This is a genomic window from Mesorhizobium sp. M0848, from assembly GCF_040319805.1.
Classification (GTDB): domain Bacteria; phylum Pseudomonadota; class Alphaproteobacteria; order Rhizobiales; family Rhizobiaceae; genus Mesorhizobium.
In genome coordinates, this window is record NZ_JAMYOM010000045.1 from 1 (window position 1) to 24,873 (window position 24,873).

The 24,873-nt window shown below is 63.4% G+C and carries 24 protein-coding genes and 1 riboswitch; of the genes, 11 read left to right on the forward strand and 13 right to left on the reverse strand.

The genetic code is table 11. From position 1 onward, the window contains the following. Nucleotides 1–257: 257 nt before the first annotated feature. Nucleotides 258–1,583 carry a xylose isomerase gene (gene xylA, locus NKH95_RS32135; RefSeq protein ID WP_023810585.1) on the reverse strand — a complete coding sequence of 442 codons (1,326 nt, stop codon included), beginning with the start codon at nt 1,581–1,583 and terminating at the stop codon, nt 258–260. Between the two features lie 112 nt (nt 1,584–1,695). Between xylA and NKH95_RS32140 the strand changes: the two genes are divergently transcribed. Further along, a complete protein-coding gene (locus NKH95_RS32140) occupies nt 1,696–2,058 on the forward strand; it encodes a nuclear transport factor 2 family protein (RefSeq protein WP_023810584.1) in 363 nt (120 codons plus the stop codon). 197 nt (nt 2,059–2,255) lie between these two features. Here NKH95_RS32140 and xylB read toward each other — a convergent pair whose 3' ends face one another. Next, nucleotides 2,256–3,710, reverse strand: a complete 1,455-nt coding sequence (gene xylB, locus NKH95_RS32145; protein ID WP_352722541.1) for a xylulokinase — start codon at nt 3,708–3,710, stop codon at nt 2,256–2,258. A gap of 82 nt (nt 3,711–3,792) precedes the next feature. Beyond that, the gene (locus tag NKH95_RS32150) at nt 3,793–5,115 is read right to left on the reverse strand and encodes a tetratricopeptide repeat protein (RefSeq protein ID WP_352894435.1); all 1,323 of its coding nucleotides are present in this window, start codon (nt 5,113–5,115) and stop codon (nt 3,793–3,795) included. 226 nt (nt 5,116–5,341) lie between these two features. On the opposite strand from NKH95_RS32150, the gene NKH95_RS32155 reads away from it, so the two are divergent. After that, nucleotides 5,342–8,131, forward strand: a complete 2,790-nt coding sequence (locus NKH95_RS32155) for an autotransporter family protein (protein ID WP_352894439.1) — start codon at nt 5,342–5,344, stop codon at nt 8,129–8,131. A 52-nt stretch (nt 8,132–8,183) separates the two neighbouring features. Here the strand turns inward: NKH95_RS32155 and NKH95_RS32160 are convergent, their stop codons facing one another. Together NKH95_RS32160 and NKH95_RS32165 are read right to left on the reverse strand one after the other, a co-directional pair. Beyond that, nucleotides 8,184–8,807 carry a LysE family translocator gene (locus NKH95_RS32160; protein WP_352554613.1) on the reverse strand — a complete coding sequence of 208 codons (624 nt, stop codon included), beginning with the start codon at nt 8,805–8,807 and terminating at the stop codon, nt 8,184–8,186. Nucleotides 8,808–8,903: 96 nt separating this feature from the next. Continuing rightward, nucleotides 8,904–9,026 carry a hypothetical protein gene (locus tag NKH95_RS32165; RefSeq protein ID WP_013528283.1) on the reverse strand — a complete coding sequence of 41 codons (123 nt, stop codon included), beginning with the start codon at nt 9,024–9,026 and terminating at the stop codon, nt 8,904–8,906. 238 nt (nt 9,027–9,264) lie between these two features. On the opposite strand from NKH95_RS32165, the gene NKH95_RS32170 reads away from it, so the two are divergent. The 6 genes from NKH95_RS32170 to NKH95_RS32195 all read left to right on the forward strand — a co-directional run bounded on the left by NKH95_RS32170 (nt 9,265) and on the right by NKH95_RS32195 (nt 15,337). Continuing rightward, nucleotides 9,265–10,032 (forward strand): L,D-transpeptidase, encoded by a 768-nt coding sequence (locus tag NKH95_RS32170; RefSeq protein ID WP_128302753.1) that lies wholly within the window; start codon nt 9,265–9,267, stop codon nt 10,030–10,032. Between the two features lie 100 nt (nt 10,033–10,132). Beyond that, complete coding sequence (locus NKH95_RS32175; protein ID WP_352773870.1) at nt 10,133–11,299, forward strand: diphosphate--fructose-6-phosphate 1-phosphotransferase; 1,167 nt, start codon at nt 10,133–10,135, stop codon at nt 11,297–11,299. A 44-nt stretch (nt 11,300–11,343) separates the two neighbouring features. Beyond that, entirely contained in the window at nt 11,344–12,063 is a 720-nt protein-coding gene (locus NKH95_RS32180) for an MBL fold metallo-hydrolase (RefSeq protein WP_031213707.1), read from the forward strand. A gap of 249 nt (nt 12,064–12,312) precedes the next feature. Further along, nucleotides 12,313–13,833, forward strand: a complete 1,521-nt coding sequence (locus NKH95_RS32185) for a DegQ family serine endoprotease (RefSeq protein ID WP_023813664.1) — start codon at nt 12,313–12,315, stop codon at nt 13,831–13,833. A gap of 149 nt (nt 13,834–13,982) precedes the next feature. Next, on the forward strand, nt 13,983–14,594 hold the full coding sequence (locus NKH95_RS32190) for a sulfite oxidase-like oxidoreductase (RefSeq protein WP_352629908.1): 612 nt from the start codon (nt 13,983–13,985) through the stop codon (nt 14,592–14,594). Further along, nucleotides 14,591–15,337, forward strand: a complete 747-nt coding sequence (locus NKH95_RS32195) for an FAD-binding oxidoreductase (protein ID WP_352629906.1) — start codon at nt 14,591–14,593, stop codon at nt 15,335–15,337. The genes NKH95_RS32190 and NKH95_RS32195 overlap by 4 nt, the downstream gene beginning before the upstream one ends. A 40-nt stretch (nt 15,338–15,377) precedes the next feature. On the opposite strand, the gene NKH95_RS32200 is transcribed toward NKH95_RS32195, so the two are convergent. From NKH95_RS32200 to NKH95_RS32235, 8 genes are all read right to left on the reverse strand, one after another. Next, nucleotides 15,378–16,853, reverse strand: coding sequence for a nucleotidyltransferase family protein (locus tag NKH95_RS32200; protein ID WP_352629904.1), 1,476 nt, complete (start codon nt 16,851–16,853; stop codon nt 15,378–15,380). Beyond that, complete coding sequence (locus tag NKH95_RS32205; protein WP_352629902.1) at nt 16,850–17,527, reverse strand: glycosyltransferase family 2 protein; 678 nt, start codon at nt 17,525–17,527, stop codon at nt 16,850–16,852. The genes NKH95_RS32200 and NKH95_RS32205 overlap by 4 nt, the downstream gene beginning before the upstream one ends. Then, entirely contained in the window at nt 17,527–18,279 is a 753-nt protein-coding gene (locus NKH95_RS32210) for a glycosyltransferase family 2 protein (RefSeq protein WP_352773871.1), read from the reverse strand. The genes NKH95_RS32205 and NKH95_RS32210 overlap by 1 nt, the downstream gene beginning before the upstream one ends. Nucleotides 18,280–18,334: 55 nt before the next feature. After that, nucleotides 18,335–19,069, reverse strand: a complete 735-nt coding sequence (locus NKH95_RS32215; RefSeq protein ID WP_352773872.1) for a glycosyltransferase family 2 protein — start codon at nt 19,067–19,069, stop codon at nt 18,335–18,337. 14 nt (nt 19,070–19,083) lie between these two features. After that, on the reverse strand, nt 19,084–20,133 hold the full coding sequence (locus NKH95_RS32220) for a serine kinase (RefSeq protein WP_352894448.1): 1,050 nt from the start codon (nt 20,131–20,133) through the stop codon (nt 19,084–19,086). Nucleotides 20,134–20,182: 49 nt separating this feature from the next. After that, nucleotides 20,183–20,614 (reverse strand): PqqD family protein, encoded by a 432-nt coding sequence (locus NKH95_RS32225; RefSeq protein ID WP_127289668.1) that lies wholly within the window; start codon nt 20,612–20,614, stop codon nt 20,183–20,185. Between the two features lie 128 nt (nt 20,615–20,742). Continuing rightward, nucleotides 20,743–21,843, reverse strand: a complete 1,101-nt coding sequence (locus tag NKH95_RS32230; protein ID WP_352672767.1) for an FAD-binding oxidoreductase — start codon at nt 21,841–21,843, stop codon at nt 20,743–20,745. Between the two features lie 25 nt (nt 21,844–21,868). Beyond that, nucleotides 21,869–23,116, reverse strand: a complete 1,248-nt coding sequence (locus tag NKH95_RS32235; protein WP_023813654.1) for an aromatic ring-hydroxylating oxygenase subunit alpha — start codon at nt 23,114–23,116, stop codon at nt 21,869–21,871. A gap of 115 nt (nt 23,117–23,231) precedes the next feature. Continuing rightward, nucleotides 23,232–23,433: riboswitch (cobalamin riboswitch) on the reverse strand. Nucleotides 23,434–23,940: 507 nt separating this feature from the next. Here NKH95_RS32235 and NKH95_RS32240 point away from each other — a divergent pair. The 3 genes from NKH95_RS32240 to NKH95_RS32250 all read left to right on the forward strand — a co-directional run bounded on the left by NKH95_RS32240 (nt 23,941) and on the right by NKH95_RS32250 (nt 24,716). Then, nucleotides 23,941–24,138: a DUF680 domain-containing protein gene (locus NKH95_RS32240; protein WP_352440474.1), complete on the forward strand. Its 198-nt coding sequence runs from the start codon at nt 23,941–23,943 to the stop codon at nt 24,136–24,138. Between the two features lie 71 nt (nt 24,139–24,209). Beyond that, the gene (locus NKH95_RS32245; RefSeq protein ID WP_023813653.1) at nt 24,210–24,410 is read left to right on the forward strand and encodes a DUF680 domain-containing protein; all 201 of its coding nucleotides are present in this window, start codon (nt 24,210–24,212) and stop codon (nt 24,408–24,410) included. Nucleotides 24,411–24,479: 69 nt separating this feature from the next. Then, nucleotides 24,480–24,716: a DUF680 domain-containing protein gene (locus NKH95_RS32250; protein WP_352798266.1), complete on the forward strand. Its 237-nt coding sequence runs from the start codon at nt 24,480–24,482 to the stop codon at nt 24,714–24,716. Nucleotides 24,717–24,873 lie beyond the last annotated feature (157 nt).

Genomic DNA, 24,873 nt, shown 5'->3' on the forward strand with positions numbered 1-24,873 from the left:
GAACAGGATGGAAACGAATCTCCATCCTGTTCGATAGGTCTTACCAGATCCTCATCCAGCCCAACTTAAGTGAACTGCATTAGCCGCACGGGCCCTCTTTCGGCGGCACGCGTGGCATCTTGATCACACGCTGGCTGCCGAAGATCTGTGCGATCCTCGGCAGCCTCGTGCGAAGTGGGCTGACTAGCAGATGGCGATGGCGGCGGCTTTCAGCCAGTGGTGTCGGATGTCGGTCCAGAGATGGAGCGGCGCGCGCCTTACACGTAGCGGTTGACGATATTTTCCAGCAGTTCCTGGCGACCGGACCTCGGCTGCGGCTCGATCTTCTTCTTGACGACGCGCTCGGCGATATCCTCCAGCGTGCGCTTGCCGGCGAGCATCGCCTTGCCCTCGGCCGTGTTCCAGCCGGCATAACGTTCGGCCAGCGGCGCCGATAGCGCCTTGTCCTCGACCATGCCGGCCGCGGCTTTCAGGCCGCGTGCGCAAGAATCCATGCCGCCGATATGGCCGATCAGCAGGTCCTGCGGATCGAGCGACTGGCGGCGCAGCTTGGCGTCGAAATTGGTGCCGCCGGTCTTGAAGCCGCCGGCCTGCAGGACCTGATAGTAGGCCAGCGCCATTTCCGGCACGTTGTTGGGGAACTGGTCGGTGTCCCAGCCCGACTGGTAGTCGTTGCGGTTCATATCGATCGAACCGAAAATGCCGAGCGCATTGGCCAGAGCCAGTTCGTGCTCAAAGGAATGGCCGGCCAGGATGGCGTGGCCCTGCTCGATATTGACCTTGACCTCCTTCTCCAGCCCGAAGCGCTTGAGGAAGCCGTAGACGGTGGCGACATCGTAATCGTACTGATGCTTGGTCGGCTCCTGCGGCTTCGGCTCGATCAGGATCGTGCCCTTGAAACCGATCTTGTGCTTGTAGTCGACGACCATGCTGAGGAACCGGCCGGCCTGTTCCTGCTCGCGCGCGAGGTCGGTGTTGAGCAGCGTCTCATAGCCTTCGCGCCCGCCCCACAGCACGTAGTTTTCGCCCTTCAGCCGCTTGGTGACGTCGATGCAGCTTTTTACCGTCGCCGCCGCGTAGGCAAAGACGTCCGGATCGGGATTGGTGGCCGCACCCGACATGAAGCGGCGATTGGAGAACAGATTGGCGGTGCCCCAAAGCAGCTTGACGCCGGTCTGCTTCATCTTGCCCGCGAAGTAATCGGCGATCTCGTCGAGGCGCGCGGCACTTTCGGAAAAGTCCTTGCCCTCCGGCCGCACATCGGCGTCATGGAAGCAGAAATAGGGCGCGCCGAGCAGCGAGAACATCTCGAAGGCGACGTCCGCTTTCAGTTTTGCCAGCTCCATCGTGTCGGTGCCGCCTGCCTTGGGAAACCACGGCCGGTCGAAGGTCTGGCCGCCGAACGGATCGCCGCCCGGCCAGGCAAAGGAGTGCCAGTAGGCCACGGCGAAGCGCAGATGATCTTCCAACCGCTTGCCGGCGACGACCTCGTCGGGATTGTAGAACCTATAGGCCAGCGGATTGGTCGAATCCGGCCCTTCATATTTGATTTTCTTGATGTCGCCGAAGAATCCGCTGCTCATGATTTCTGTCCTCTCACAAAGTTCTGCCGCCATTACCTCAGGCGTAATTGGTTTCAGGCCAGCGCTGGTCGAAAAAGGTCATGTCAAAGCCACCAAACGAAGGAGACAGACCATGACCGACCTCACCAAGATCGCTGAAAACTACATCACCGCCTGGAACGAAAGCGATGCCGGCCGCCGGGCCGAATTGCTCAAGGCGACCTTCACGGAAGACGTCAGCTATCGTGATCCGCTCATGCAGGGCGACGGCCATGAAGGCGTCACGGCTCTGATCGACGGCGTGCAGCAGCGCTTTGCCGGCTTCCGGTTCTCGCTGAAGGGCACGCCGGATGGTTTTGCCGACAAGATCCGCTTCTCGTGGAACCTCGGACCTGAGGGGACGCCTTCGGTGATCGAAGGTACCGACATCGGAATCATCGAGAACGGACGCCTGAGGAGCGTCACCGGCTTTCTCGACAAGGTGCCTGCGCAGTAAGGACTTCTGGGGGAGGCGGGCGTGAAGCGCCCCCCTCTGGCCTACCGGCCATCTCCCCCGCAAGGGGGGAGATTGGTTGGCATCCGCGCCTTCGCCAATCACCCACCTTGCAGGACTGGCATACCCGCCAACGCTGCTAATCTCCCCCCCCGCGGGGGAGATGCCCGGCAGGGCAGAGGGGGGTGCCTCGCGCTCACTCACGCGGTCACGCTCTTAATTGCCGGGTACAGCGACCGGTAGCGCTGATATGCATCCGCATACGCCCCAGCGAGCGCAGCGTCCGGTTCAACGGTAGCATCCGTCCTGGGCGCCGTGCACACAGCCAGCGGATCGGCATCCGTTGCCGCAATCAGACCGAGCCGTGCGGCACCAAAGGCGGCGCCGAAATCGCCGTCGGCGGGAATGTCGACAGGCAGTTGAAGCGCGGTGGCAATCGCCTTCAACCAGTAGTGCGAGCGCGAGCCGCCGCCGATCGCCGTCACCCGCGTCAAGGTCGTGCCGGCCGTGGCCAGGGCTTCGAGGCTGTCGCGGAAGGCAAAGGCCACACCCTCCAGCACGGCCTGGGTCAGCACGGCACGGCTCGATTCATGCGCCAGCCCGGTGAACGCGCCGCGAATGGCGGCATCATTGTAGGGTGTGCGCTCACCCGAAAGATAAGGCAGGAAGGACACGCCGCTGGGCGCCTTCAATGTGTCGCCGAGCTGAGCGGTCAATTCGCCGGCGCTCTTCCCGGTGATTTCGGACAGCCAGTTGAGCGAATCCGTCGCCGACAGGATGACCCCCATCTGATGCCAGGTGTTCGGCAGGGCGTGGCAGAAGGTGTGAACCGCGCTAGCCGGGTTGGGCAGGTAGGAAGCGTTGGCGGCAAACAGCACGCCCGATGTGCCGAGCGAGACGAAAGCGTGGCCGGCGCCGACCGTGCCCATGCCGCAGGCCGAGGCCGCATTGTCGCCGGCGCCGCCGGCGATCGGAATGCCGGCCTGGACGCCCCATTTCGATGCCAATTCGCTGCGCAGTGCGCCTGCCTTGTGCGTACCCTCAACCAGCGACGGCATCTGCCTCTCGTCGAGCGACGTCGCTGCGAGCAGGTCCGTACTCCAGCGCCGCTTGCCGACATCGAGCCAGGAGGTACCGGCAGAATCCGACATTTCCGAAATGTGTTCGCCCGAAAGCCAGAGCCGCAGGAAGTCCTTGGGCAGCAGCACTTTTGCGACCTTGGCGAAGAGAGCGGGTTCGTTGTTTTTCACCCAGGCAAGTTTCGGCGCGGTGAAACCGGGAAAGACGATGTTGCCGGTCAGGGCGCGGAAGCGCGGATCGGCGTCGAGCACGGCCGCCTCGGCATGGCTGCGCGTGTCGTTCCACAGGATGCAGGGACGCAGCACCTTGTCGGCGGCGTCGAGCAGCGTGGCGCCATGCATCTGCCCGGACAGGCCAATGCCCTTGACTGCCGCGAGTTCATCCGGATGGGAGGATCTGAGTTCGGCGATTGCGTCTTCGCAGGCCCGGATCCAGTGCTCGGGATTCTGTTCCGACCAGCCGGGATGCGGCCGTGAAACATCAAGCGAACCGTGGCCGGAACCGATGACGGTTTGCCCGGCATCGATCAGCAGCGCCTTGACGCCCGACGTCCCGAGATCGAGGCCCAGATACATGTCTTCCTCCCACGCCAGTTAATTTTTTCGGGTCTCGAAAAAATCTGGCTTGGTCAGTTTTTAAAACAAGATCCGCTTCGGGTCAATTCTCCGACAAATCGGCGGCGCGTCGCACAAACAGCGCTGACAGCGGACTGTCGGGCCGCGCCATCGAACGCTCCGCCGTGAGCGCCCTGACCAGCGCACCGTCACCGGCGCGCAACGCTGCCTCGATCAGCGTCAGGTCGATAACATCGCGCTGAGCGTGGCTGCCGCCGAAGCGATGGGAGATCGAGCGGATCGGCCGGATCAGGCGCACGGCCTCGGTGTAGCTGCCCTCACCGAATGCCTTGATGGCGAGCGTCAGCGGATGGCCGACATCCCGCGTGAAAGCCGCATTGTCGTCGCTGCCACGCATGGCCTCGCGCTGCGCCTCGAGCAAAGCGAGGGCCGGCGCATCGAACCCTGCACCGACAAAGGCCATCATCGCGTGGGCATCGTTGAAGGCATAAAGGCCCGCTCCGGCCTTGCGCCAATTGGCGGCAAGCGCTGCCCAGCGGTCGCCGACATCGACGCTGCCCAGGGCGAGCCGCCACAGGACTGCCGAGGCATCGACCATGTTGAGCGCCATCGTCGATTGCACGCTGTAGATAGGGCCGTCATAGAGGGCCAGCACCGCGTCGGTTTCGCCGAGATCGTAATGGAACAGCGCCAGGTGCCACCAATTGTGCACCTGCAGGAAGCTCTCCCTTGTCCACGCTTCCGGGTTGGCCTGCATCCAGGCGATGCCATCCCTTTGCCGGCTCTGCATTTCCATGACATGGGCGACGGCGTGCTGGGCCCAGCCATCGCGCGGCTCCATGTCGACCGCCGCGCGGCCAAGCTGCTCGGCCCTGGCATAATCACCCATTTCCTCCAGCCCGAAGGCCTGCATGCCGAGCATGGCGTGGTAGCCGGGCATGCCGCTTTGCCATGACGGCAGGGCGCGTGCGATGCGGTCGCGCAGCATGCGTGCATTGCCGGTGAAGAAATCGATCTGGTGGCCGACCTGCAGCGCCAGCCCGTCGCGGGGCGTCTCGATGGTGATGTCCTCGAGAATGCGGCTGGCTTGATGCCATCGTCCGCTGGCGAGATGCCCGAGGGCCGAGACATGCGCCCGCTCGCGCGTGGTCGCGGCAAGCGGCAGTGCGGCCTCATGGCAGGCCTTGGCCACGGCCGTCGCCTCCCGCTCGGTGGCGAGGCCGAACAGATATCCCTTGAAGACATGCGCCATGACGAAGCCGGGATCTTCCGCGATGGCGCGGTCGACGGAGGCTACGGGATCGCCGATGAAGCACTGCAGTTCACGCACTGCCTGGCTGTAGGGGGTGAATCCCGCCTCCGTGGCGCCCGAAAATGCCAGGCCGAATGCGTCCCTGGTTGCCATGCGATGTCCTTCTGTCGACCCGTGACAGGCCCTCGATCCTTCGGCCCAAACCGATCCTAAAGCATGGGCCACGGCAACGCCAACCGCGCGCTACGCCAGGTCATTTGAGTAGTCTTTGCAGTTTAGCAACCATGCGGGGCAGATCAGGCTTTGTAAAACCGAATGAATTGTGTCTTCATTACGGCGACTGGCGGGGGCTGGAAATCGCGAATCGAGAGGGGACGCGATGCGGCATATGAAGAACTCACTTCCGAACAGTCATTCGGAGGATGTGCAGGTGGCAGTTGCTTCGCTACGGCGAAAGCCGCATCCGCTACACCCGTGGCTTATTAGCATCCTCTCAACTACGGCTTTTGCGTTGCTGCCCAACTCCGCCGCGTTTGCCGCATGCGTGCTGGGTCCATCCGCCGGAAACACCGTTTACACCTGCGACAGCGGCGATTCAGGCGGCAGCCTCGCCGATCCCGATGGCGACAACACGCTCAATTTTCCCGCCGGGGGCACCGGGCAGATATCAGGCAATGTCACCTTTGGTGTCGGCACGGACCGCATCGATATGCAGTCAGGCGCCATCACCGGCACCGTCGATCAGGGTGGCGGCACCGATTTTTTCACCATCGGCGCGGGTACCGTCGCCGGCAATGTCCAGCAGGGCGCCGGCATCGACGACTTCAACATGAGCGGCGGCCAGATCGGTTCGCTCAACCAGGGCGATGGCCTGGACACGTTCACCATGACCGGCGGGCGCATCGTCGATTTCTTCGACGATGGCGACCGTGCCGTGATGACCGGTGGCCGCATCGGCCGCGTCAACATGAAGCTCGATCAGAATTACTTCAACATGTCCGGCGGCACCATCGACCGCAACCTCGTCACCGGCTTCGACAAGGACACGATCATCCTGTCGGGCGGCACCATCGGCGGCAACATCAGCGTCAGCGGCGGCGACGACAGCGTCACGGTCACCGGCGGTACGGTCGGTGGCGATATACTGATGAGCTTTGGCGCCGACAGTTTCGTCTGGAACGGTGGCGGCATCATCTATGGCGCCGTCGACCTCGGCGGCGACAACGACACCGCCGAACTCAGCAACCTCACCAACGCCAATCTCGGTGCCACGAATACCATATCGGGTGGTCTCGGCACCGACGCGCTCACCCTGGACAACGTCAAACTGGATGGGATCAGCCGGCTCCAGAACTGGGAAAGCATCGACGCCACCAATGACACCGAGCTGACGCTCGACGGCAATCTGGTGCTCGGCGACAGCGGCACCGGCACAGGTTCGCTCAGTGTCGATGCCGCAAGCACGCTCTATGGCGGCGGTTTCAACGCGGCGATCCAGGCGTTTACGGCGGGTCAGTTGGCGCAGGTCACCAATGCCGGACGCATCGACCTGACCAATGGCAGCACCGGTGCCACCGACAGCCTGACGATTTCGGGCAATTATGTCGGCCTGGGTGGCCTGCTGCTTATCCAGACCGAGCTCGGTGACGATTCCTCCGCATCCGACAAGTTGGTCCTGTCGAGCGGAACGGCTTCCGGTTCGACCGGCATCTCCGTGGTCAATCTCGGCGGCGCGGGGGCTGCGACCACGCAGGACGGCATCATGGTCGTCCAGGCAATCAACGGCGCCACCTCGGGCGCCACGACATTTGCGCTCGACGCCCCGGTCGCCGCCGGTGCCTTCGAATATTACCTGTTCAAGGGCGGCGTCAGCGCCGGCAGCGAGGAGAACTGGTACCTGCGCTCGACGCTGAACACGCCGGCCCCGCCGGCCGCAGCCCCGCCGGTGCTGGAACCTGCTCCGCCGCCGGAACCTGAGCCGCCGGCGGCCGAACCGCCGCCGCCGCCGCCCATCGACCCTGCGCCGCCGCCGCCGCCGGAATCCACCCCCGGCGACCCCGATCCGGTTGATCCGGCGCCGCCGGTCGTGCCGACCGATCCGCCGCCCGCGACACCACCGGCACCACCGCCGGCACCAGTGGCAGATCCGCCCCCGCCGCCGCCGGTGGTGCCAACGGAGGTGCCCGACCTACCGACACCAGCGGCGGGCGAGGAGATCCTGCTCTATCGCATCGAGGTTCCGGTCTATTCGGCCTTGCCGCCGGTCGCCGAACATCTGGCGATGACGACGCTCGGCACCTTCCACGAACGGCGCGGCGAGCAGAGCCTGTTGTCGAACACCGAGCTGTCGCCGGTCTGGGGCCGCATCTTCGGTCAGGACAGCAAGATGGCGTATTCGGGAACGGTATCGCCGTCCTTCGACGGCACCCTGTTCGGCCTTCAGGCGGGCTTCGATCTGTTCGGCCGCGAAACCGCGTCGGGCCAGACCGATCGCGCCGGCCTGTTCGTCGCCTATGCCAGCATGAATGGCGACGTGCGCGGCCAGGCGCTGGGCTGGGACAATCTGTCCGTCGGCAGCATGGATATCAACGGCACCAGCGTCGGCGGCTACTGGACCCGGATCGGCCAGGGTGGCTGGTACCTGGACGGCGTCCTCATGGCTACCTTCTTCAGTGGAAACGCAACATCGTCGCGCGACATCGGCATCGATGTCGGCGGGACCGGCGTCACCGCTTCGCTGGAAGGCGGCTATCCCATCGCGCTGGGGCAAGGCTGGACGCTTGAACCGCAGGCGCAACTGGTCTGGCAGCAACTGTCGCTCGACGATGCGTTGGACCGCTTTGCTTCGGTTTCCTTTGATACGGACGGCAGCGTGACCGGCCGGCTCGGCGCACGGCTGCAAGGCGAAACAACGATCAATGGCATGGCGCTGCAGCCGTACCTCAAGGCCAACATCTGGCACGATTTCGGCGGCACGAGCCATGTCAATTTCGACACCACCGATATCTCCACCGAGGGCAGATCGACCTCGTTCGAATTCGGTGGCGGTGTGATCGCCAAGGTGACGGACAAGGTCAGCATCTTCGCCACCGGCGACTACACCACCAATCTCGGCGGCGACGAGCGTCGGATCCTCGAAGGCAATCTGGGGTTCAGCGTCAAATGGTAAGGCCGGTCATGACCCCGAAAAACAGTTTCGGGGTCATGGTCAGACAGAGAGCCTAATTGCTGGAACGCATCGCCACGGTGGCGATGCCGGCGCCGACCAGCAGTGTGCCGCCGGTGCGGTTGAAGATGCGGATCGCCTTGGGATTGCGCACCACGTTGCGTGCGCGTGAGGCGATCAGCGCATAGCCGAAAGCGTTGGCGAAGGCGAGCGCCAGGAAGGTCGTCTCGAAGATCAGCATCTGCGTCCAGAAATCGGCGTGCCGGTCGAGGAACTGCGGCAGGAAGGCGACGAAGAAGGTGATGCTTTTCGGGTTGAGCGCGGTGACCAGCCAGGCATGCGCCATCATCTTGGCCGAGGAGACCGCGTCGGTGCGCGGTTCGGCCTTCAGCGCGCCGCCGGCGCGAAACAGTTTCACGCCGAGATAGATCAGATAGCCGGCGCCGATCAGCTTCAGGATGGTGAAGACGGTCGCCGAAGCCGCCAGCAGCGCGCCGATGCCCAGCATCGACAAGGTCATCGCGGTGAAGTCGCCCAGCGCCACGCCGACGGCCATCGGCAGCGCGGTGCGCCAACCCTGGCCCAGCGCATAGGACACGACGAGAAGGATGGTCGGTCCCGGAATGATGAGAAGGATCGTCGATGCAGCGCCGAAGGCGGCCCAGTTTTCGAAGGACATGCTCGTCTCCTTTGAGCTTAAAGAAGAGGATAAATCCTTAGGCCCGGGAGAATGTAAAGAGGCGATTGACCTGACTGCGCCAGCGGCGGATCGGTGTCAGTTCGCGCCGCTCAGCGTGCTCACGATATCGGCCAGGCTGACATTGGCACCGAGAACAGTTGCCGCCGCGACAATGGCAGCGGCAAAAAGCTTGATGTCGGTTTTTAAGGTCTTGCACATGGAGGGCCCTCGCTGATGGTTCGAGGAGTAGGAAACGCCGGCGCCGGGAATATGACCCGGCCGAGGTCTTTTTGTGCAGCAGCCTTCGTTCAAGCTCAGGCAAGAAGGTCGAACATCGTCAAGGCCATGCGCAAATGCAGGCTGTGCAAGGTCTTCACGCTTTATCAACCATGAATGATGAAAATGCCCGCTATCCGGCCGGACCGTGCTTCCCGCCGACAGCGTAGGGTCTGGGTATATGCGTGAGTTGCCGGAAGGTCTGACGCCGCCGCGAAATGGCGACGCAATCGAAACCGATCATCATCTTTCCCGCCGTGCCATCCTGTCCGGGGCAGGGGCGCTCGCGCTGCTGAGCGCCGCCGGTTGCTCGACCTCGGGCTTGGGTCTGCCGGCGCTCGAGCTCGACGACGTCACCACGGGTTCCGTGCGGCCGATCCGGCCAAGCATCAGCGTCGACAAGAACATCACCAGCCCCGGCGTGATGTATGCCGCGATGACGGATGGTGGCTTCAACGTGCCGGAAGTGCCGTATCTGAAGGTCAAGCCGGAATTCCGCCGCCAGATTGTCGTCGACACGACAGGCGAGGCGCCCGGCACCATCGTCGTCCATCTCAAGGAGCGCATGCTCTATCTCGTCCAGCCGGGTGGCGACGCCATTCGCTACGGCGTCGGCATCGGCAAGGATGGTTTCCGCTGGTCGGGTCGCGCCAACATCCAGTACGGCAGGGAATGGCCGACCTGGACGCCGCCGCCGGAGATGATTGCCCGCAAGCCTGAACTGGTGAAATGGCAAGCCGGACAGCCCGGCGGCCTCACCAATCCGCTCGGCGCGCGTGCCCTCTACATCTACCAGGACGGCAAGGACACCGGCTATCGCATCCACGGCTCGCCCGAATGGTGGAGCATCGGCCAGGCGATGTCGTCGGGCTGCGTGCGCCTGATCAACCAGGACATCATCGACCTCTACAGCCGCGTCTCCAAGAAAAATCCGGTCGTCGTCGTCTGACGCTTATGCGGCGTGTTGGCGCCGCTCGAAACTCCCGTTGCGCGATGCGGCAAGACAGGCCAAGGTGCCTTGAAAACCATCGCGCCGGGAGAAATCAAGCATGGCTGGAACGTTTGTCATCGCGCAGGGCGGCGGCCCAACCGCCGTCATCAACCAGACGGTTGTCGGAGCGACGCTAGAGATCCGCAAGCGGCATCCCGGTGCCAAGGTGCTGGGCTCCATCCATGGTGTGCGCGGCATCCGTGACGGCAATTATGTCGACCTTTCCGCCATCCCCGAGGACCGGCTGCGGCTGATTGCCGGCACGCCGAGCGCCGCCCTCGGCTCGACCCGCGACAAGCCCGATGCCGCCTATTGCGACGTCATCCTCGACGGCCTGAAGAAGACCGGCGCAGACGCCTTCATCTATATCGGCGGCAACGACACGTCGGGTACGCAGCAGATCCTGACCGATGCCGCCGGCGGCAAGATCGCCTTCGTCCATGCGCCAAAAACCATCGACAATGATCTCGAGGAAAACGACCACACGCCGGGCTTCATTTCGGCGGCCGAGTTCGTCGCTGGCGCCTTCCTCTCCGTCGATCTCGATTTCCGTGCGCTGCCCGGCATCTATGTCGGCATCGTCATGGGCCGGCATGCCGGCTTCCTGACCGCGGCCGCCGCTGCCTGGCAACTCGACGCCGACAGCGGCCCGCACCTCGTCTACGTGCCCGAGCGCCCATTCTCAGCCGCCGGCTTCATCGACGACGTCCGTGCCACGCTCGATCGCCACAAGCGCTGCATCGTCGCCGTTTCGGAAGGGGTCAGCACCGCCGACGGCAAGGCCCTGGTCGAAAGCCTGGTGCCGCCGGACAAGCTTGAGCGCGACGCGCACGGCAACGTCAAGCTGTCGGGCAGCGACCTGCCGGCCGCACTCGAGCGCGCGTTGGCCGAAGGCCTGCCGGGCAAGCGGGCCCGCGTCGATGCGCTCGGCTACATGCCGCGCGGCTATATCGGCGCCATCAGCGCGGTCGACGCGCAGGAGGCTTTCGATGCCGGCGCTTTCGCCGTCACCGTCGCCGAACAGGGCGGCGGCTCGGTGGCGCTTCAATATGACGTCACCAGAACGGTGCTGAAAAAGGTGCCGCTCAAGAACGTCGCCGGCAAGACCCGCCACATGCCGGATGACTTCATGAAGCCCGACGTCAATCAGCTGTCGGATGCCGGCATGGCCTATCTCAAGCGGCTGGTGCCGGAAAAGTACAAGGTCGGGAAGCCCTTCGTCTGATGCCCGGCTCAAATTTGATGTCAGGCTCACGCTTGATGCCAGTGATGCCGGGCTGGTTCAGCAGGAGCGTCGTCGACGACAAGACGACGATGCTGACCGAGCCCTTCGTGCATGCCTATGTTCGGGCCAATATCTGGCATCTGCGCGGTCGCGATGCCGACCTGCTCGTCGACACCGGCATGGGCATCTGTCCGCTGGCGCCGCAGATCGAGCCGGCGGACGGCAAGCCGCTGCTGGTCGTCGCCACCCACATCCATCTCGACCATGTCGGCTCGCTGCATGAATTCCCGTTGCGGGCCGGGCCAAGGATGAGCGCGGAACAATTCGAGAGCATGGATGAGGCGGCGACCTACGCCTACATGTTTCATGACCTCGAGGGTGCCGTCTCGAAACTGCCGGCGCCCGGATGGAAGTCGGCCGACTACAGGATCCCGCCCGCGCCCTTGACGCGAACCCTGGACGAGGGCGATGTCGTCGATCTTGGCGACTGGCAATTTCGCGTGCTGCATTTGCCGGGCCATTCACCGGATTCGATCGCGCTGTTCGACGAGGTCGACGGCCTGTTCTTCAGCGGCGATGCCATCTACGACGCCATGCTGATCGACGACCTGCCGGATTCCGACCGAGCCGCCTATGTCAGCACGATGCAGCGCCTGCTCGACTTGCCGATCCGCATCGGTCACGGAGGACACGGACCGAGCTTCGACGGCAAGCGCATGCGCGAGATTGCCACGGCCTATCTCGAGCGAACCGCCGGTGGCTGAGGCTCCAGCGAGGCAGCAAGGCGGGGCCCGACGACTTTGCGACGCTGCCGCCGTGCGGATATTAAATCTTCGTAAGGTCGCCCTAAAACCCTAAATCGGGCGAATCCGCGCCCTAGATGCAAGGCCGTCGATCCGGTTGGCTGCCATGTAGGCGAGACGGGCAATTGCGACCTCGACACGCCGATGACCGATTTTCCCCGCACGGGAGAGGCCACGGCGCTGGATCAACTCTCGCCCGGACAAACGACCATGTCAGATATCCTTCGTAGGCATCGCGTCGCGGCCTTGCTGGGCGCTGCGCTGATCATATCCCCCTTCGTCATGTCTTTCGCCCAAGGCGAGGGCAACACTATTCCGACGACCCAGACGCCTGTCGCCGGCATCACCGCGCCCAATGGCTCGTTCGCACCCATCGTTGCCGCCGACAAGCCGGCGGTGGTGACGGTCACCACCGTCATGAAGGCACAGCCTGAAACGATGAGCGATGCCTCTCCTTTCGACGGCGGCTCGCCTTTCGATGACTATTTCCGCCAGTTCTTCGGTGACCAGGGCATGCCGACGCCCAAGACGCCGCCACAACAGCAACCGCAGCGCGCCGAGGCGCTGGGTTCCGGCTTCATCGTCGGCGCGGATGGTACCATCGTCACCAACAATCACGTCATCGATGGCGCCTCTTCGATCAAGGTTACGCTCGACGACGGCACCGAACTTCCGGCCAAGCTTGTCGGCCGCGATGCCAAGAACGATCTCGCCGTACTCAAGATCAAGTCGGACAAACCCCTGCCGACAGTCAAATGGGGCGATTCCGACAAGCTCATGCCAGGCGACCAGGTGCTGGCCTTCGGCAACCCGTTCGGCATCGGCACCACCGTCACGGCAGGCATCGTCTCGGCGCGCGGCCGTGACCTGCATAGTGGGCCTTTCGACGATTTCATCCAGATCGACGCGCCGATCAACCACGGCAATTCCGGCGGCCCGCTGGTGGATGTCGCCGGCAATGTCGTCGGCATCAACACGGCGATCTATTCACCCAATGGCGGCAGCGTCGGCGTCGGTTTTGCCATTCCGTCGGGCCAGGCCCAGAAGGTGGTCGCCAAGCTGATGAAGGGCGGCTCCATCCAGTACGGCTATATCGGCGTTCAGATCCAGGAGGTGACGCCGGATGTCGCGAGCGCCATCGGGCTCGACCATTCCGGCGGTGCGCTGGTTTCAGAGGTCAACGACGGTTCGCCGGCGGCCAAGGCCGGCATCGAGACGGGTGACGTCATCACCAGCTTTGCCGGGCAGGACGTGAAGGATCCCAAGGACCTGTCGCGGGCGGTCGCAGATGTCGCGCCGGGCGCCCGGGAAACGGTCGATGTCTGGCGCAAAGGCAAGCCGATTCGGATTTCCGTCGATGTCGGCCAAAACAGCGCCGATGCGAGGACCGCGTCGCTGGACGACGGGTCCGACGCGCCGAGCGCCGGGCGCGCTCCGGCGATAGGGCTCGGCTTGATGGATATAACACCCGACATTCGCCAGCAGATGAACCTTGCCGGCAAGCAGCACGGCGCGGTGGTTGCCAGCGTCAACCCCGACAAAGCGGCCGCCGCTTCCGGAATACAGGCCGGCGACATCATCGTTGCCGTCAATCAGGTGCCGGTCAAGAATGCCAGGCAGGTAACCCAGGCGATCGCCTTGGCCGGCAAGTCCGGCAGGAAATCGGTGCTGTTGCTGGTCGAGCGTGGCGACGCTCAAATGTACATCGCGGTGCCTTTCGCCAATGGCTGAGAAATGGCGTTGACGTGCACGCGGAGCGGCAGGTCCATCGGTGACGGTCCCGCCGGTCTCCGCCCGTCAAGATTTAGGTTGCCCGTCACGACATCTTCGAGAACATTGCGTCAGGCCGATAGTGGCCTGATCGCATGGGGATTGCCGCTATGGTCACCCGAGGTTTCTCTTCAGGACGGCGCCTGCCAACCGATGGCGATGCCCGCATCCCGCCAGGCCAGTATCTAGAACAGGGTTTCCCGGTGCTGTCGGCCGGTCCGACGCCGCGCGTGCGTACCGAGGATTGGTCTTTCACGCTGAAACACGGGCCACGCCCGATCAAGAAATGGAACTGGACCGAGTTCAACGCGCTGCCGATGACCAAAATGACACGCGATATCCATTGCGTGACAGCATGGACCAAATTCGACACGCCGTGGCAGGGTGTGCTGGTCGACGATATCCTTGCCGATGCGGGGGTCGAGCCGCCGACCGGCTTCACGTTGGCGCACGCGTTCGACGGCTACACCACCAACGTGCCGGTCACGGATCTCACCGCCGGCAAGGCCATGGTGGCGCTGCTCTACGAAGGCAAGCCGATCACACCGGACCATGGCGGCCCGGCAAGGCTGCTGGTGCCGCATCTTTATTTCTGGAAATCGGCCAAATGGTTGAACGGCCTGCAATTCACCACGCGCGACGAGCCCGGTTTCTGGGAATTGCGCGGCTACCACATCTATGGCGACCCATGGCGCGAGCAGCGCTACACGGATGATCCATGAGCGATGCGGCAGCAGTGCAGTCGCCCTGGCAAACAGCCAGCATCGTCCGCATCGAAAAGCGCACGCCGCGTGTCACCAGCTTCTTTTTCCAGCCGTCTCGGCCCTTCGCCTATCGCGCAGGGCAGCATGTCGACGTCAGGCTAACGGCGCCGGACGGCTATCAGGCGCGCCGCTCCTATTCCATCGCCTCCGCGCCCGAAACGCATGGCGTAATTGAACTGGCGATCGAAAAACTCGACGATGGCGAGGTCTCGCCCTTCTTTCACGAGGTCGCGGCAGTGGGCGATGAAATCGAACTGCGCGGGCCGCTTGGCGGGCATTTCGTCTGGCCGGAGGATGAGAGTGGGCCGCTTGTTCTGGTCGGCGGCGGTTCGGGCGTCGTGCCCTTGATGTCGATGCTCCGCCACCGCGCCGCACGTAATTCAGCGGTGCCCGTCGTCCTGGTCTTTTCGGTCCGGGTCTGGGACGAAGTTATCTTTCGTGACGAGCTGATCGTTCTCGACGAGCGCCAGGACGGCTTCGACCTGGTGCTGACACTGACCCGCGAAGCCGCACGCCGTCCAGCCGACTATGCGCGGCGGGTGGACGTTGCGATGATGGTTCAAGCATTGGCGCGGCTGCCGGAGCCGCCTGGCATCGCCTTCGTCTGCGGCTCCAATGCCTTCGTTTCCGCGGCCGCCCAGGCGCTGATCGATGCCGGCGTTGCAGCCGAAATCATTCGCACCGAACGCTACGGAGTGTGAACCGACGCCGCCTTTCGAGAAAGGTTCGTCGGATTCGCCTTTAGCCAACCGGCGAGAAATCCGCCGACAGCAGCTCGAAGGGCAAGGCGCCATAAGCAGCCACTGTGGCTTCGTCGTTCCATTCACGAAACTGCCGCGACGGTCGCGCCTCTAGCGTCCAGGCAGCTCGCGCGCCGTCGAGCGTCACCTTGCCGCGAAAATGCAGCACGCGTTCCCTGCCGGATCGGCTGATGGCCATGGCGCGCAGGCGGGCGACATGGTCGTCGCCGGCATTGATCTCCATTTCGATGCGGCGCCGGACCGGCGGAACGCCGATCCTGACGGTGATATCGAGCATCATGTCGCCGGTCGTTTGCGGACAGGCGATGGCCTGCGAAAACACCAATAGCGCCGGTACGGCCTGCGGCTTGCGCGCGGCCGGTTTGCCGCGCCAAGGTTTGGCGGGTGGCTCCTGTTGCAACCGGCCCTTCTTCCGCTTCAGGCGCAACTGCTTGGCAAGCCCGCGCGACAGCCAGACCAGGCCGCCGAAATCCGTGCGCGGCTTGGCTTGCAGAACCGACGACCAACGCGACAGGCCAGCTCCGTCGGCCATCTCCAAGATTCTGACCATTGTCGGTTCCGGCACCGGAATGCCGATCTCGAACGCCAGATAGGATAGCGCCACCGCCGCTGGAACCGCCAGGCCGCGTCTGCCGACGATGTCGAGGAACATGTCCCAATCGACGTCTTCGCCATGGATGGCGACCGCGCAGTCGACAAGCCAGTCGCTGTGGGTGTGGGCGTCGAGGCCGCCATGGGCGATGGCCAGGGCCATGCGATCGGCCGGCGACGGCACGAAGACCGCGACGCCGCTGAATTCGGCTGGGACCGCCCGTTGCCAGATCGCCAGGTCGTCTTCCGCGCTCGTCTGCGACCCGTCATAGCCGAGCTGGTGCAGGTCGATGTCACCGAAACGGCCCTTGAAGAAGTTCATCGACCGCAGCGACGCCAACCGGGTTCGCAGATATTGCGCGCTGACGCCCGAGGCGATCTGCCAGTCGCGATCGCGCAAGATGTCGAAGACGGCAGCCATGTCGCGCGGGCGCACCAGTATGTCGATGTCGTGCGCCACCCGGCCACGCTGCGCCGACGCGTTCAAGGCAATGCGGCTGGCGCCCTTTATCAGCATGATGTCGGCGCCGCCGTCTGCCATCGCCTTCAGCGCCGGTTCGGCCTCGCGCATCGCCATGCGCGACTTCGTCCACAGCATCTTCTGCAGGCCGACGAGGCGCGGGTGCGCGGTATGCCCGGCCAGCTTCCTGCCGAACCTGTCGGAGATGGCGGCGAGCAGGCGATGTTCTCGAAACGAGACGAGATCGATGTCGTTCTCGTCCAGCCAGCGCGCGGCGCAGCCGGCGGCTGCGTCCTCGTCGGAGAGCAGCGCCGCCTTTAGCAACAGGTCCAGCTGGCCGGTGGGCCACGACCAGCCATAGTCCGGGAAGCGGCGGCCGATGCGGCGAACGGGCCTGGCGTTCAATTGGAGCCTGCCTTGTTCCGGGCTCGCCGCTGCATGGCGAGCCTTGCGACCTGGAGATAGCCCCGGTCGCGTGCCGGATCGCGGCCGTAGGAAAGGCTGCCCGGACGGATGCGGCGCAATGCAAGCACGTCGTCGAGCATGGCAAGGGCAAGGCCTGCCTCACGAACCCGGGCGATCCAGTCGATCATCTCGCCGCGACCGCCTGGTGGGTCGATGATGGGACCGATGCGCGGCACCACCTCCTGGCGGATCATCATCGTCGTGCGCGACCAGCCAGCTCCACTGGTCGCATCGGGCAAATCGGGGCTGTCGCCGCGAAACGTCCGCCAATGCGTAAAGACGCCCGCTGTCCCGGGATGACGGTCGAGATAGGCCAGCTGCTTTTCGATCTTGTCCGCCAGCCACAAATCGTCGGCATCGAGCGTCGCGATGAGCGGCGTCGAGAGTGCCGCAATGCCACGGGTCGTTGCGCTGCCAGGTCCGGCATTGTCCTGTCGCAGCACCGTCACCGGCAGGTTCATCGCATCGATCACCGCAACCGTATCGTCGGTCGAACCGTCATCGACCACGACGATGGTCTCCGCCCTTGCCGTCTGGGCCAGAACGGAGTTCAGGGCGGCGCCGATGGTGGCGGCCGCGTTGAAAGCCGGAATGACGACGCCGTAGCCTGCCATCAAAGGAATCGCCACTGCGCGAGATCCTTGAAGTCGAAGATCCCCTCCACCCGGCGCAAGCTGGGGTCGGCCTTGCGACGCTTCATCGACTTGTGAATGGCGCGCATGAACTCGCGAAAGGGCACATCGGCTTCCTTGGTCATGTTGCCGGGATGACGCCTGTAATAGAGAGCCACCGTATCGGGCATAATGTATTTTGCCTGGCTCTCAAAGATACGCAACAGATAGTCGGTGTCCTCGGCCTGTTTGAAATCCTCGTCGAAACCACCGGTGCGCTCGATGAGGTCTCGCGCAAAGATCCCGGCGGACAGGTGGATCCCTCGCACGGTGATGGAGTGGCTGTCAGCGGCTGGTTCCAGCGTCTCGCCATCTATCTTGTCTATCAGCGTCATGCGCGAATAGGTCAGATCGAGGCCCGGATCCTCTTCGAAGCAGGCGAGATCCGCCTTGAAACGCCCTGTCGGGGAGATGTCGTCCGAATCGAGAAACGACACCAGACGAGTCTGCGGCAGCAACTGCCTCAGCCCGGCATTGCGCGCCTTGGTGACCCCGCCATTGACCTGCTGGAAAAGACGAATGCACGGGGCCTCGTCGATCAACGACCGTACGACGGCTGCCGAGCCATCGGTCGACCCATCGTCGATGACGATGATGTCAAGATCGATGTCTTCGCGCTGCCTGAGCAGCGAGCGTAGCGCCAGGCCAACGAATTGTTCGCGATTGTAAACCGGCATGATGACGCTCAGCCTCATCGGCGTCTCCAGCAGCGTTCCGGGCTTGGCTGATCCGACCCGATTGTGTCGAGCATCATAGCATCCGCCAATCGGTGGGACTCTTCAATTCGAAGATGCCCTGGACCTCACGCCGTGACGGATCGGCCTTGCGCCGCCGCATCGACTTGTGGATCGCGCGCAAGTGGTTGCGGACCCTGCCGCTATGTTCCTTGGTGACATTTCCGGCGTGGCGTCGGTAGTAGATCGCGACGGCGTCCAACAATTCGTAGTTCGGTCCCGCCTCGAAAACGCGCAGCAGATAGTCGGTATCCTCAGCCTGCTCGAAATCCTCATCGAACTCGCCCGTCCGGTCGACAAGCCCTCTGCTGAACACGGCGGCGCTCAGCGAAATTCCCCGAAGCGTCATCGTGCGGCTGTCGACTGCCGGTTTCAGCCGCTCATCGTCGATCCGGTCGACCAGCGTCATCAGCGAATAGGTCAGCTCAAGCCCGGGGGTAGCCTCGAAGCGGGCGAGATCGGCCTTGAACCGTCCGGCCAGCGAGATGTCGTCCGAATCCAGGAATGACACGAACTCCGCATCCGGCGGCAGTTGCCGCAGCCCGGCGTTGCGCGCCCTGGCTACGCCCATGTTGGATTGCTGGAACAGTCGGATGCAGGGGTTTTCGCGCATCATCGAGCGCACGGCCTCAGTAGAGCCGTCGGTCGAGCCGTCGTCGATGACGATGATGTCGAGATCGGCGGCGTCCCGCTGCCGCACCAGCGAGCGCAATGCCGAAACGACATAGCGCTCACGATTGTAGACGGGCATTATCACGCTCAGTTTCACGAATCGCCCCGCGCGAGAAAGTCGGCAATCGTGCCGGCTATCTCCTGTGGCTGCGTCCCCAGCGACAGACGATAGCACGGCAGCAGGCGGGTCAGGTCGCTGAAGAAGCGAAAGCCGCTCTCCCGCTCGCCCGGCATCTGCGCTATGCCCGACGGGGCCAAGGCGATCATGGCATCCCTGCGCGACACCGGCACGATCGAACTTGCCCCACGACCGCTGATATGTGGTGCCAACAGCGCGACGATGTCGAGAGTTTCAGGCACCGGCCGGGGAGCGATGTCATCAATGTGAAAGGCATGCTTGCCTTGCCAGTTGAGCGGACCATGCGCCTTCAGCCGGTGCTCCAGCCCAAGCCGCGCGAACCCCTGGGGATCCTGCTTGAGTGTTGAAAACAACGGGCGGGCAGTCACGCCGTTGGAGAGGTCGACCAGCACATAGTCGTCGCCGACGCTGTCCAGCCCGTGGAGAAGGCCGGCGGCGACGGTCCCGGATTTCCCGGCGCCGCCCGCGCCGGCCAGCAGCACGCCCTTGCCATTGGTGCCGAGCGTGCCGGCATGGGCAAGGCGCATGCCGCGCGCCGCATATTCCCAATGCAGGAAAGCCCGCAGCGGCGCTCCCGGCTCCCACGGCGGAAAGGCGTCGGCCGAAGCCATCAATTGCACGCCAACGCGACGTTGCGGATCATAGAACTGCCAGAAATCCAGGTCGTGGAAATGGTTGCCGCGCAATCCTGCTTCCGCCAGTTGGGTGGCGAAGCCATGCTGCGTGAAGGGTCCCTGGCCCCAACTGGCCGGTACCGCGATGCCGTCAATACCGGGATGTGCGACGAAGACGCGGCAGATGTCGGCAGGCGTTCGGCTGCCCGGAGGCGTGACAAAGCCATGAGCGAAGGCATCCGCCAACGCGCCGGCGCTGACATGCGCGGTCAGATCCAGATGCGGCAAGCTCGCCTTGCGGGTCAGTGGATAATGCGCGGCGCTGCTCTCTGCTTGCGCCAGGACATGACGTGCGTAGTCAGCCAGGTTTTCGAGAGTGATGTTCGGCATGGGTTTGCCTGTTCCGGAGCTGTCCGGCAACGAGAACCTGATGGGCGCTTCAGTTGGCTTGCTTCACCGCGGGCCAGCCGAGGGGCTCCTCGACCTCGTGGATGGGATCGACGACAATGAGATCGGCGAGATCGTCATGGATGTCGACCTTGAGGGGCTCTCTGGCAGCGGCGAGCTGAGCCAGCAATTCGCTTGGAACCGGTCTTGCCATGCCATCGGTTACGGCCGCCAGCAAACCGAATTCGAGCAATTGTGAAACAAAGCCGTCAATCGCGGCGGCATCGAGGGCGCCAATTCCGGTCGCGGCGCCGACCAGTTCGGAGGCAGGCACGCCGGACGACAGTGCATCCCAAAGTCTGCTGCCTGAATCAGAGAAGCCGAAATATTTGCCCGTGGTCAGGTCAAGAACGACGGCTTCGCCGTCGAAGGATTCAAAGACGATATCCTTGCTGGCAATGGCATAGATGCCGGATTGTCGCATGTTTGCTCCCCCGCCGAGCAGGCCGCGGAGATGATCTTCGGGCCTTACGGTCAACCCCACCGTTGCAGGCGTCTAACCATTTGCAGGGTTTTTGGCAAGATGGCGCAGACTCGGGCGAGCGCAGCCGGTCACGCTTCGATTTCAAGCGCAGAAAGCGGCTTCGAGCAACAGGCGAGGATAAAGCCGTCCTCGATTTCGTGATCGAGGATGCCGCCATTGTGACTCATCTCGACGTCGCCCGCGACCTTCCTCACCTTGCAGGTGCCGCACAGGCCGAACTCGCAGGCGGCGGGAATCCGCACCCCAGAGGCGCGTGCCGTCTGCAGCACGGTCTGGCCGGCGACGCATTCGGCATCGACATCGGAAAGCGAAAACCGGATCGGCGTCACGGCCTCGACGGCAACGGCGGCGCCGTCTTCCGGCAGTGGCGAGAACGGCGCCTGGATCTCCTCCACGGCAGGCGCCGCAAAGCTTTCCTGATGGTATTTCGCCATGTCGAAGCCGGCGGCGTTCAGCATGCCGCGCACGGCGCGCATGAAGGGATCGGGGCCGCAGCAGAAGATCTCGCGCTCACGGAAATCGGGCGCCAGCAATGGCAGCCGGATCGCGTCGATGCGGCCCATATGGCCGAACCAGCCCTCGCGGCTCGACCGCTCCTCGATCATGAAGCCGAGCGACAGGCCGGGCATGCGGCTGCCGAGCAGCTCGAGTTCCTTGCGGAAAATGATCTCTTCCGGGCGGCGCGCACAGTTGACGAAGCCGACATCTGTCCATGGCGCACAGTCGTTCAGCCAGCGCAGCATCGACATCATCGGCGTCACGCCGGAGCCGGCCGAAATGAACAGATATTTGGCCGCCGGGTGGCTGTGTAGCGAGAAGTCGCCGGTCGGCCCATAGGCCTTGACGTGCGAGCCCGGCGTCAGATGGTCGAACATCCAGCGCGTACCGGTGCTGCCCGCCTGCGCCTTGACCGTCACCGCGATTGAGAACGGCCGCGACGGCGAGGACGACAGCGTGTAGGTGCGCATCAGCGGCCCGTCCGATGTCGGTAATTCCAGCGTCACGAACTGGCCCGGTTTGTAGCGGAACCAGGTCTGGTTGTCGGAGCGGAAGGTGAAGGTCTTCACGTCAGGCGCTTCGTCACTGACGCCGATCACTTCCAGCACCTGCAGCCTGTCGTTCCAGGGCGTCATCTGGTCGAGATGGCGATAGAGGCCAAGGTCCGTCATCGCATTCATCCTCTTGTCCCCTGGGCTAGGCGACGCTGCGCAGGGCCGGCCGGTCGCCTTCTGCAAGGCGCGGTCCGATGAACGACGCGTACCACTCGACGAACTGGATCACGCCGCCCTCATGCAGCTCCGAATAGGGGCCTGGTTCGTAGGCCGGCGACAAGATGCCGAAGGCGTTTTCCTCGACGATGCGACGGTCCTGGTCGTTGGTCTCGGTCCAGACATGGGTGAGCTCAGCGAGATCGTAGTCGACGCCTTCGACCGCATCCTTGTGGACGAGCCATTTTGTCGTCACCGCGGTTTCCGTGGCACTGATCGGCAGCACGCGGAAGGTGACGGCATGGTCGCCGAGGATATGGTTCCAGGTTGTCGGATAATGATAAAGCAGCAAGGAGCCGATGCGGTCGGTTGAAACGCTGTCGGACAGGTTCTTCTGGACCGCCCGTTTTCCCGTCATGGTGTAGCTGACGGCATCGCGCAGCAGCGGCGCGCGGGTGGCGCGGTACTGCCCTGCCGGATCGATGCGGAATTTGCTCGGCAGGCCTGATGCCTCGCATTTGGCCCAGTGCGCGACCATTTCAGGGTCGCTGTCGGCGCCGTTGACGCCGGTCACGGTCGGAGCCTCGGGGAAGGTCTTGCACAGCTCAGGATGATTGGCGGCGCAGTGATAGCACTCGCGGTTGTTTTCCCAGACCAGCTTCCAGTTGCCCTTCTCGACGATCGTGCTCTCGAAGGCGATCTTTGCTTCACGCAACCGGTGCGGCAAAAGATAGGGTTCGATCATCGCCCGCATCGGCGCGAAATCCGCCGGCTCCTTGGCCAGACAGATGAAGATGTAGCCGCCGACGCTCTCGCAGGCGACCGGCTTCAGGCTGAAATCACTCTTGTCGAAACCGTCGGCCATCTGGCGGGCAAACAGCAGGCGGCCGTCCAGCTCATAGGTCCACTGGTGATAGGGGCAGACGAGCTTTGCCGCCGTGCCCTTCTCCGTGTTGCATACACGGCTGCCGCGATGGCGGCAGGAATTGTGGAAGGCGTTGATCTTGCCGTGCTGGTCGCGGACAAGGACCACCGGATAGTCGCCGATCTGCACGGTGATGTAGCTGCCCGGCTTCGGCAGTTCGCAATCATGGCCGATGAACAGCCAGTCGCGATACCAGATCAGCTCCATGTCGAGCTTGAAGTAGTCCGGATCGGTGTAGAAGGGCTGCTCCAGCGAAAAGCCTTGCCGGCGCCCCTTCAGGAGCCTCAGCATGTCGTTGCGGGTATCCATGTCCTGTCCTCGTTTCTAAGGACTGAACTGGTGGTGATGGAGGAAGGATTGAAACGCAGGCCGGCTAGGTGCCAGACATGCGCTATCCACCTCTTGACCGCCCACCGCGATCAGTCGAGTCTAACAATCTTGGGCTGGTTTCCGGGCTCTGGAGTTGTCCTTGCGGACCATCGCGACACCTTCCCAGGCAGTTGCCCAGTGGTCTCCCGTTGCGACTTGAACTCCACCACCGTTGCGGGGGCAGCGCCGGATTCTGACCGGCTTCCCAATTCTCCGCCTCGTCGTCACGAAGCGGCACCTGAGATGGTATGATCTAACCACGATCGGGGGCGCGCCGTCGGCATGAAAACGACATCGTATCCATGCGGCGCGACACGGCCTGCGAACGTTCCCGCAGACCGTCGCGGGCTGAAATCCACCTCCCGGATGACCATTTTGCCGGCTGCGATATCCCCGAATCGGACCCCTTGGCGGGGTCAAAAAAGGTTAACGGTTTCGAAAAGTGACTATTAGCTCGATCTAAAATCGAACCGAACGGTTCGTTTCTGTTGACGGTGCGTGCAGGACGGTGTGAACGCTGGGCCTCTGAAACAGTCAGTGATCCATCCAGCGGTTACACTTAACATGCTGATTTAAAGAAGAAAAATATACCCGTAGATTCCCTTGGCACAATTTCAAGGTGTGGATTCATGGTCCACACGGAACAACTTCGTGATTGGAAAAGGCGGGGTTGCCCTCCCACATCGGGGCTGTCCGAACGACGCGATTTCATTTCCAAGACACGCCGCTAGACGGACGGAAAAAGACGATACTGGAGTACAAAAATGAAAAAGATCATTCTCACTGCCGCAGCCCTTCTGGCCATTTCCGGCAGCGCCTTCGCTGGTAGCGACCACTACGGTTCGAACGCCGCGGCAGCCACTGCTGTCGACAGCTCGTACACCGCTTCGACCAAGAAGTCGGAACCGGCTGCTCAGGCGCCTGCCCAGGGTGCTGACCGCAACGTCTTCGGCAACAACTAACAGCCGATTCCCAGTCGACGGCGGGCTCGCCCGCCGCCCTGGCGAAATTCAGACATTCAGGAGTATTTAAGATGAACAAGATCCTCATTGCTGCCGCCGCCGTTCTGGCCATCTCCGGCAGCGCTTTCGCCGGCAGCGACAACTACGGTTCGAACGGCTCTAACCAGCCTGCCGCCGCAGTGGACCAGTCGTACACGGCTTCCACCAAGACCTCGGAACCGGCTGCCCAGACGCCCGCTCAGGGCAGCGACCGTAACCTCTTCGGTCGCTAACAGCCAATTTCGCAAGCGACGGCAGCTGTGTCTGCCGTCCTGGCGAAATCCAGAATTCAGGAGATTAAAATGAACAAGATCCTTATTGCTGCCGCCGCCGTTCTGGCCATCACCGGCAGCGCGTTCGCCGGCAGCGACAACTTTGGCTCCAATGGCGCCAATCAGCCTGCGGTTACGTCGGTTGACAGCGCGCATACGAGCTCGGTCCGCAACAGCGGTAGCCTCGTCGAGAAGCTGCTCAATTCGTCGGGCGACGTGGAGAAGTCCGCCCCTCAGGGCAGCGACCGGAATCTCTTCGGCCGTTAACAGCCGAAGCTGATCTTCTACAAAAGAGCGGGGGGGCGAGGCCGCCCCGGGTTTTTGGTGCAACAAGCGGGGCGGCCGCCGGCCCCCGGTGCGTACGGCAGAATGATGGGGGGCTATTTTAAAAAAAAACAAGCCCACGCCCACCGACAAGAAGGCG

Excerpts from the sequence above, each read along its gene's own strand:
- xylA (WP_023810585.1), bottom strand. The coding sequence starts at position 1,583 with ATGAGCAGCGGATTCTTCGGCGACATCAAGAAAATCAAATATGAAGGG.
- NKH95_RS32140 (WP_023810584.1), top strand. The coding sequence starts at position 1,696 with ATGACCGACCTCACCAAGATCGCTGAAAACTACATCACCGCCTGGAAC.
- xylB (WP_352722541.1), bottom strand. The coding sequence starts at position 3,710 with ATGTATCTGGGCCTCGATCTCGGGACGTCGGGCGTCAAGGCGCTGCTG.
- NKH95_RS32150 (WP_352894435.1), bottom strand. The coding sequence starts at position 5,115 with ATGGCAACCAGGGACGCATTCGGCCTGGCATTTTCGGGCGCCACGGAG.
- NKH95_RS32155 (WP_352894439.1), top strand. The coding sequence starts at position 5,342 with ATGCGGCATATGAAGAACTCACTTCCGAACAGTCATTCGGAGGATGTG.
- NKH95_RS32160 (WP_352554613.1), bottom strand. The coding sequence starts at position 8,807 with ATGTCCTTCGAAAACTGGGCCGCCTTCGGCGCTGCATCGACGATCCTT.
- NKH95_RS32165 (WP_013528283.1), bottom strand. The coding sequence starts at position 9,026 with ATGTGCAAGACCTTAAAAACCGACATCAAGCTTTTTGCCGCTGCCATT.
- NKH95_RS32170 (WP_128302753.1), top strand. The coding sequence starts at position 9,265 with ATGCGTGAGTTGCCGGAAGGTCTGACGCCGCCGCGAAATGGCGACGCA.
- NKH95_RS32175 (WP_352773870.1), top strand. The coding sequence starts at position 10,133 with ATGGCTGGAACGTTTGTCATCGCGCAGGGCGGCGGCCCAACCGCCGTC.
- NKH95_RS32180 (WP_031213707.1), top strand. The coding sequence starts at position 11,344 with ATGCCGGGCTGGTTCAGCAGGAGCGTCGTCGACGACAAGACGACGATG.
- NKH95_RS32185 (WP_023813664.1), top strand. The coding sequence starts at position 12,313 with ATGTCAGATATCCTTCGTAGGCATCGCGTCGCGGCCTTGCTGGGCGCT.
- NKH95_RS32190 (WP_352629908.1), top strand. The coding sequence starts at position 13,983 with ATGGTCACCCGAGGTTTCTCTTCAGGACGGCGCCTGCCAACCGATGGC.
- NKH95_RS32195 (WP_352629906.1), top strand. The coding sequence starts at position 14,591 with ATGAGCGATGCGGCAGCAGTGCAGTCGCCCTGGCAAACAGCCAGCATC.
- NKH95_RS32205 (WP_352629902.1), bottom strand. The coding sequence starts at position 17,527 with ATGGCAGGCTACGGCGTCGTCATTCCGGCTTTCAACGCGGCCGCCACC.
- NKH95_RS32210 (WP_352773871.1), bottom strand. The coding sequence starts at position 18,279 with ATGAGGCTGAGCGTCATCATGCCGGTTTACAATCGCGAACAATTCGTT.
- NKH95_RS32215 (WP_352773872.1), bottom strand. The coding sequence starts at position 19,069 with ATGCCCGTCTACAATCGTGAGCGCTATGTCGTTTCGGCATTGCGCTCG.
- NKH95_RS32220 (WP_352894448.1), bottom strand. The coding sequence starts at position 20,133 with ATGCCGAACATCACTCTCGAAAACCTGGCTGACTACGCACGTCATGTC.
- NKH95_RS32225 (WP_127289668.1), bottom strand. The coding sequence starts at position 20,614 with ATGCGACAATCCGGCATCTATGCCATTGCCAGCAAGGATATCGTCTTT.
- NKH95_RS32230 (WP_352672767.1), bottom strand. The coding sequence starts at position 21,843 with ATGACGGACCTTGGCCTCTATCGCCATCTCGACCAGATGACGCCCTGG.
- NKH95_RS32235 (WP_023813654.1), bottom strand. The coding sequence starts at position 23,116 with ATGGATACCCGCAACGACATGCTGAGGCTCCTGAAGGGGCGCCGGCAA.
- NKH95_RS32240 (WP_352440474.1), top strand. The coding sequence starts at position 23,941 with ATGAAAAAGATCATTCTCACTGCCGCAGCCCTTCTGGCCATTTCCGGC.
- NKH95_RS32245 (WP_023813653.1), top strand. The coding sequence starts at position 24,210 with ATGAACAAGATCCTCATTGCTGCCGCCGCCGTTCTGGCCATCTCCGGC.
- NKH95_RS32250 (WP_352798266.1), top strand. The coding sequence starts at position 24,480 with ATGAACAAGATCCTTATTGCTGCCGCCGCCGTTCTGGCCATCACCGGC.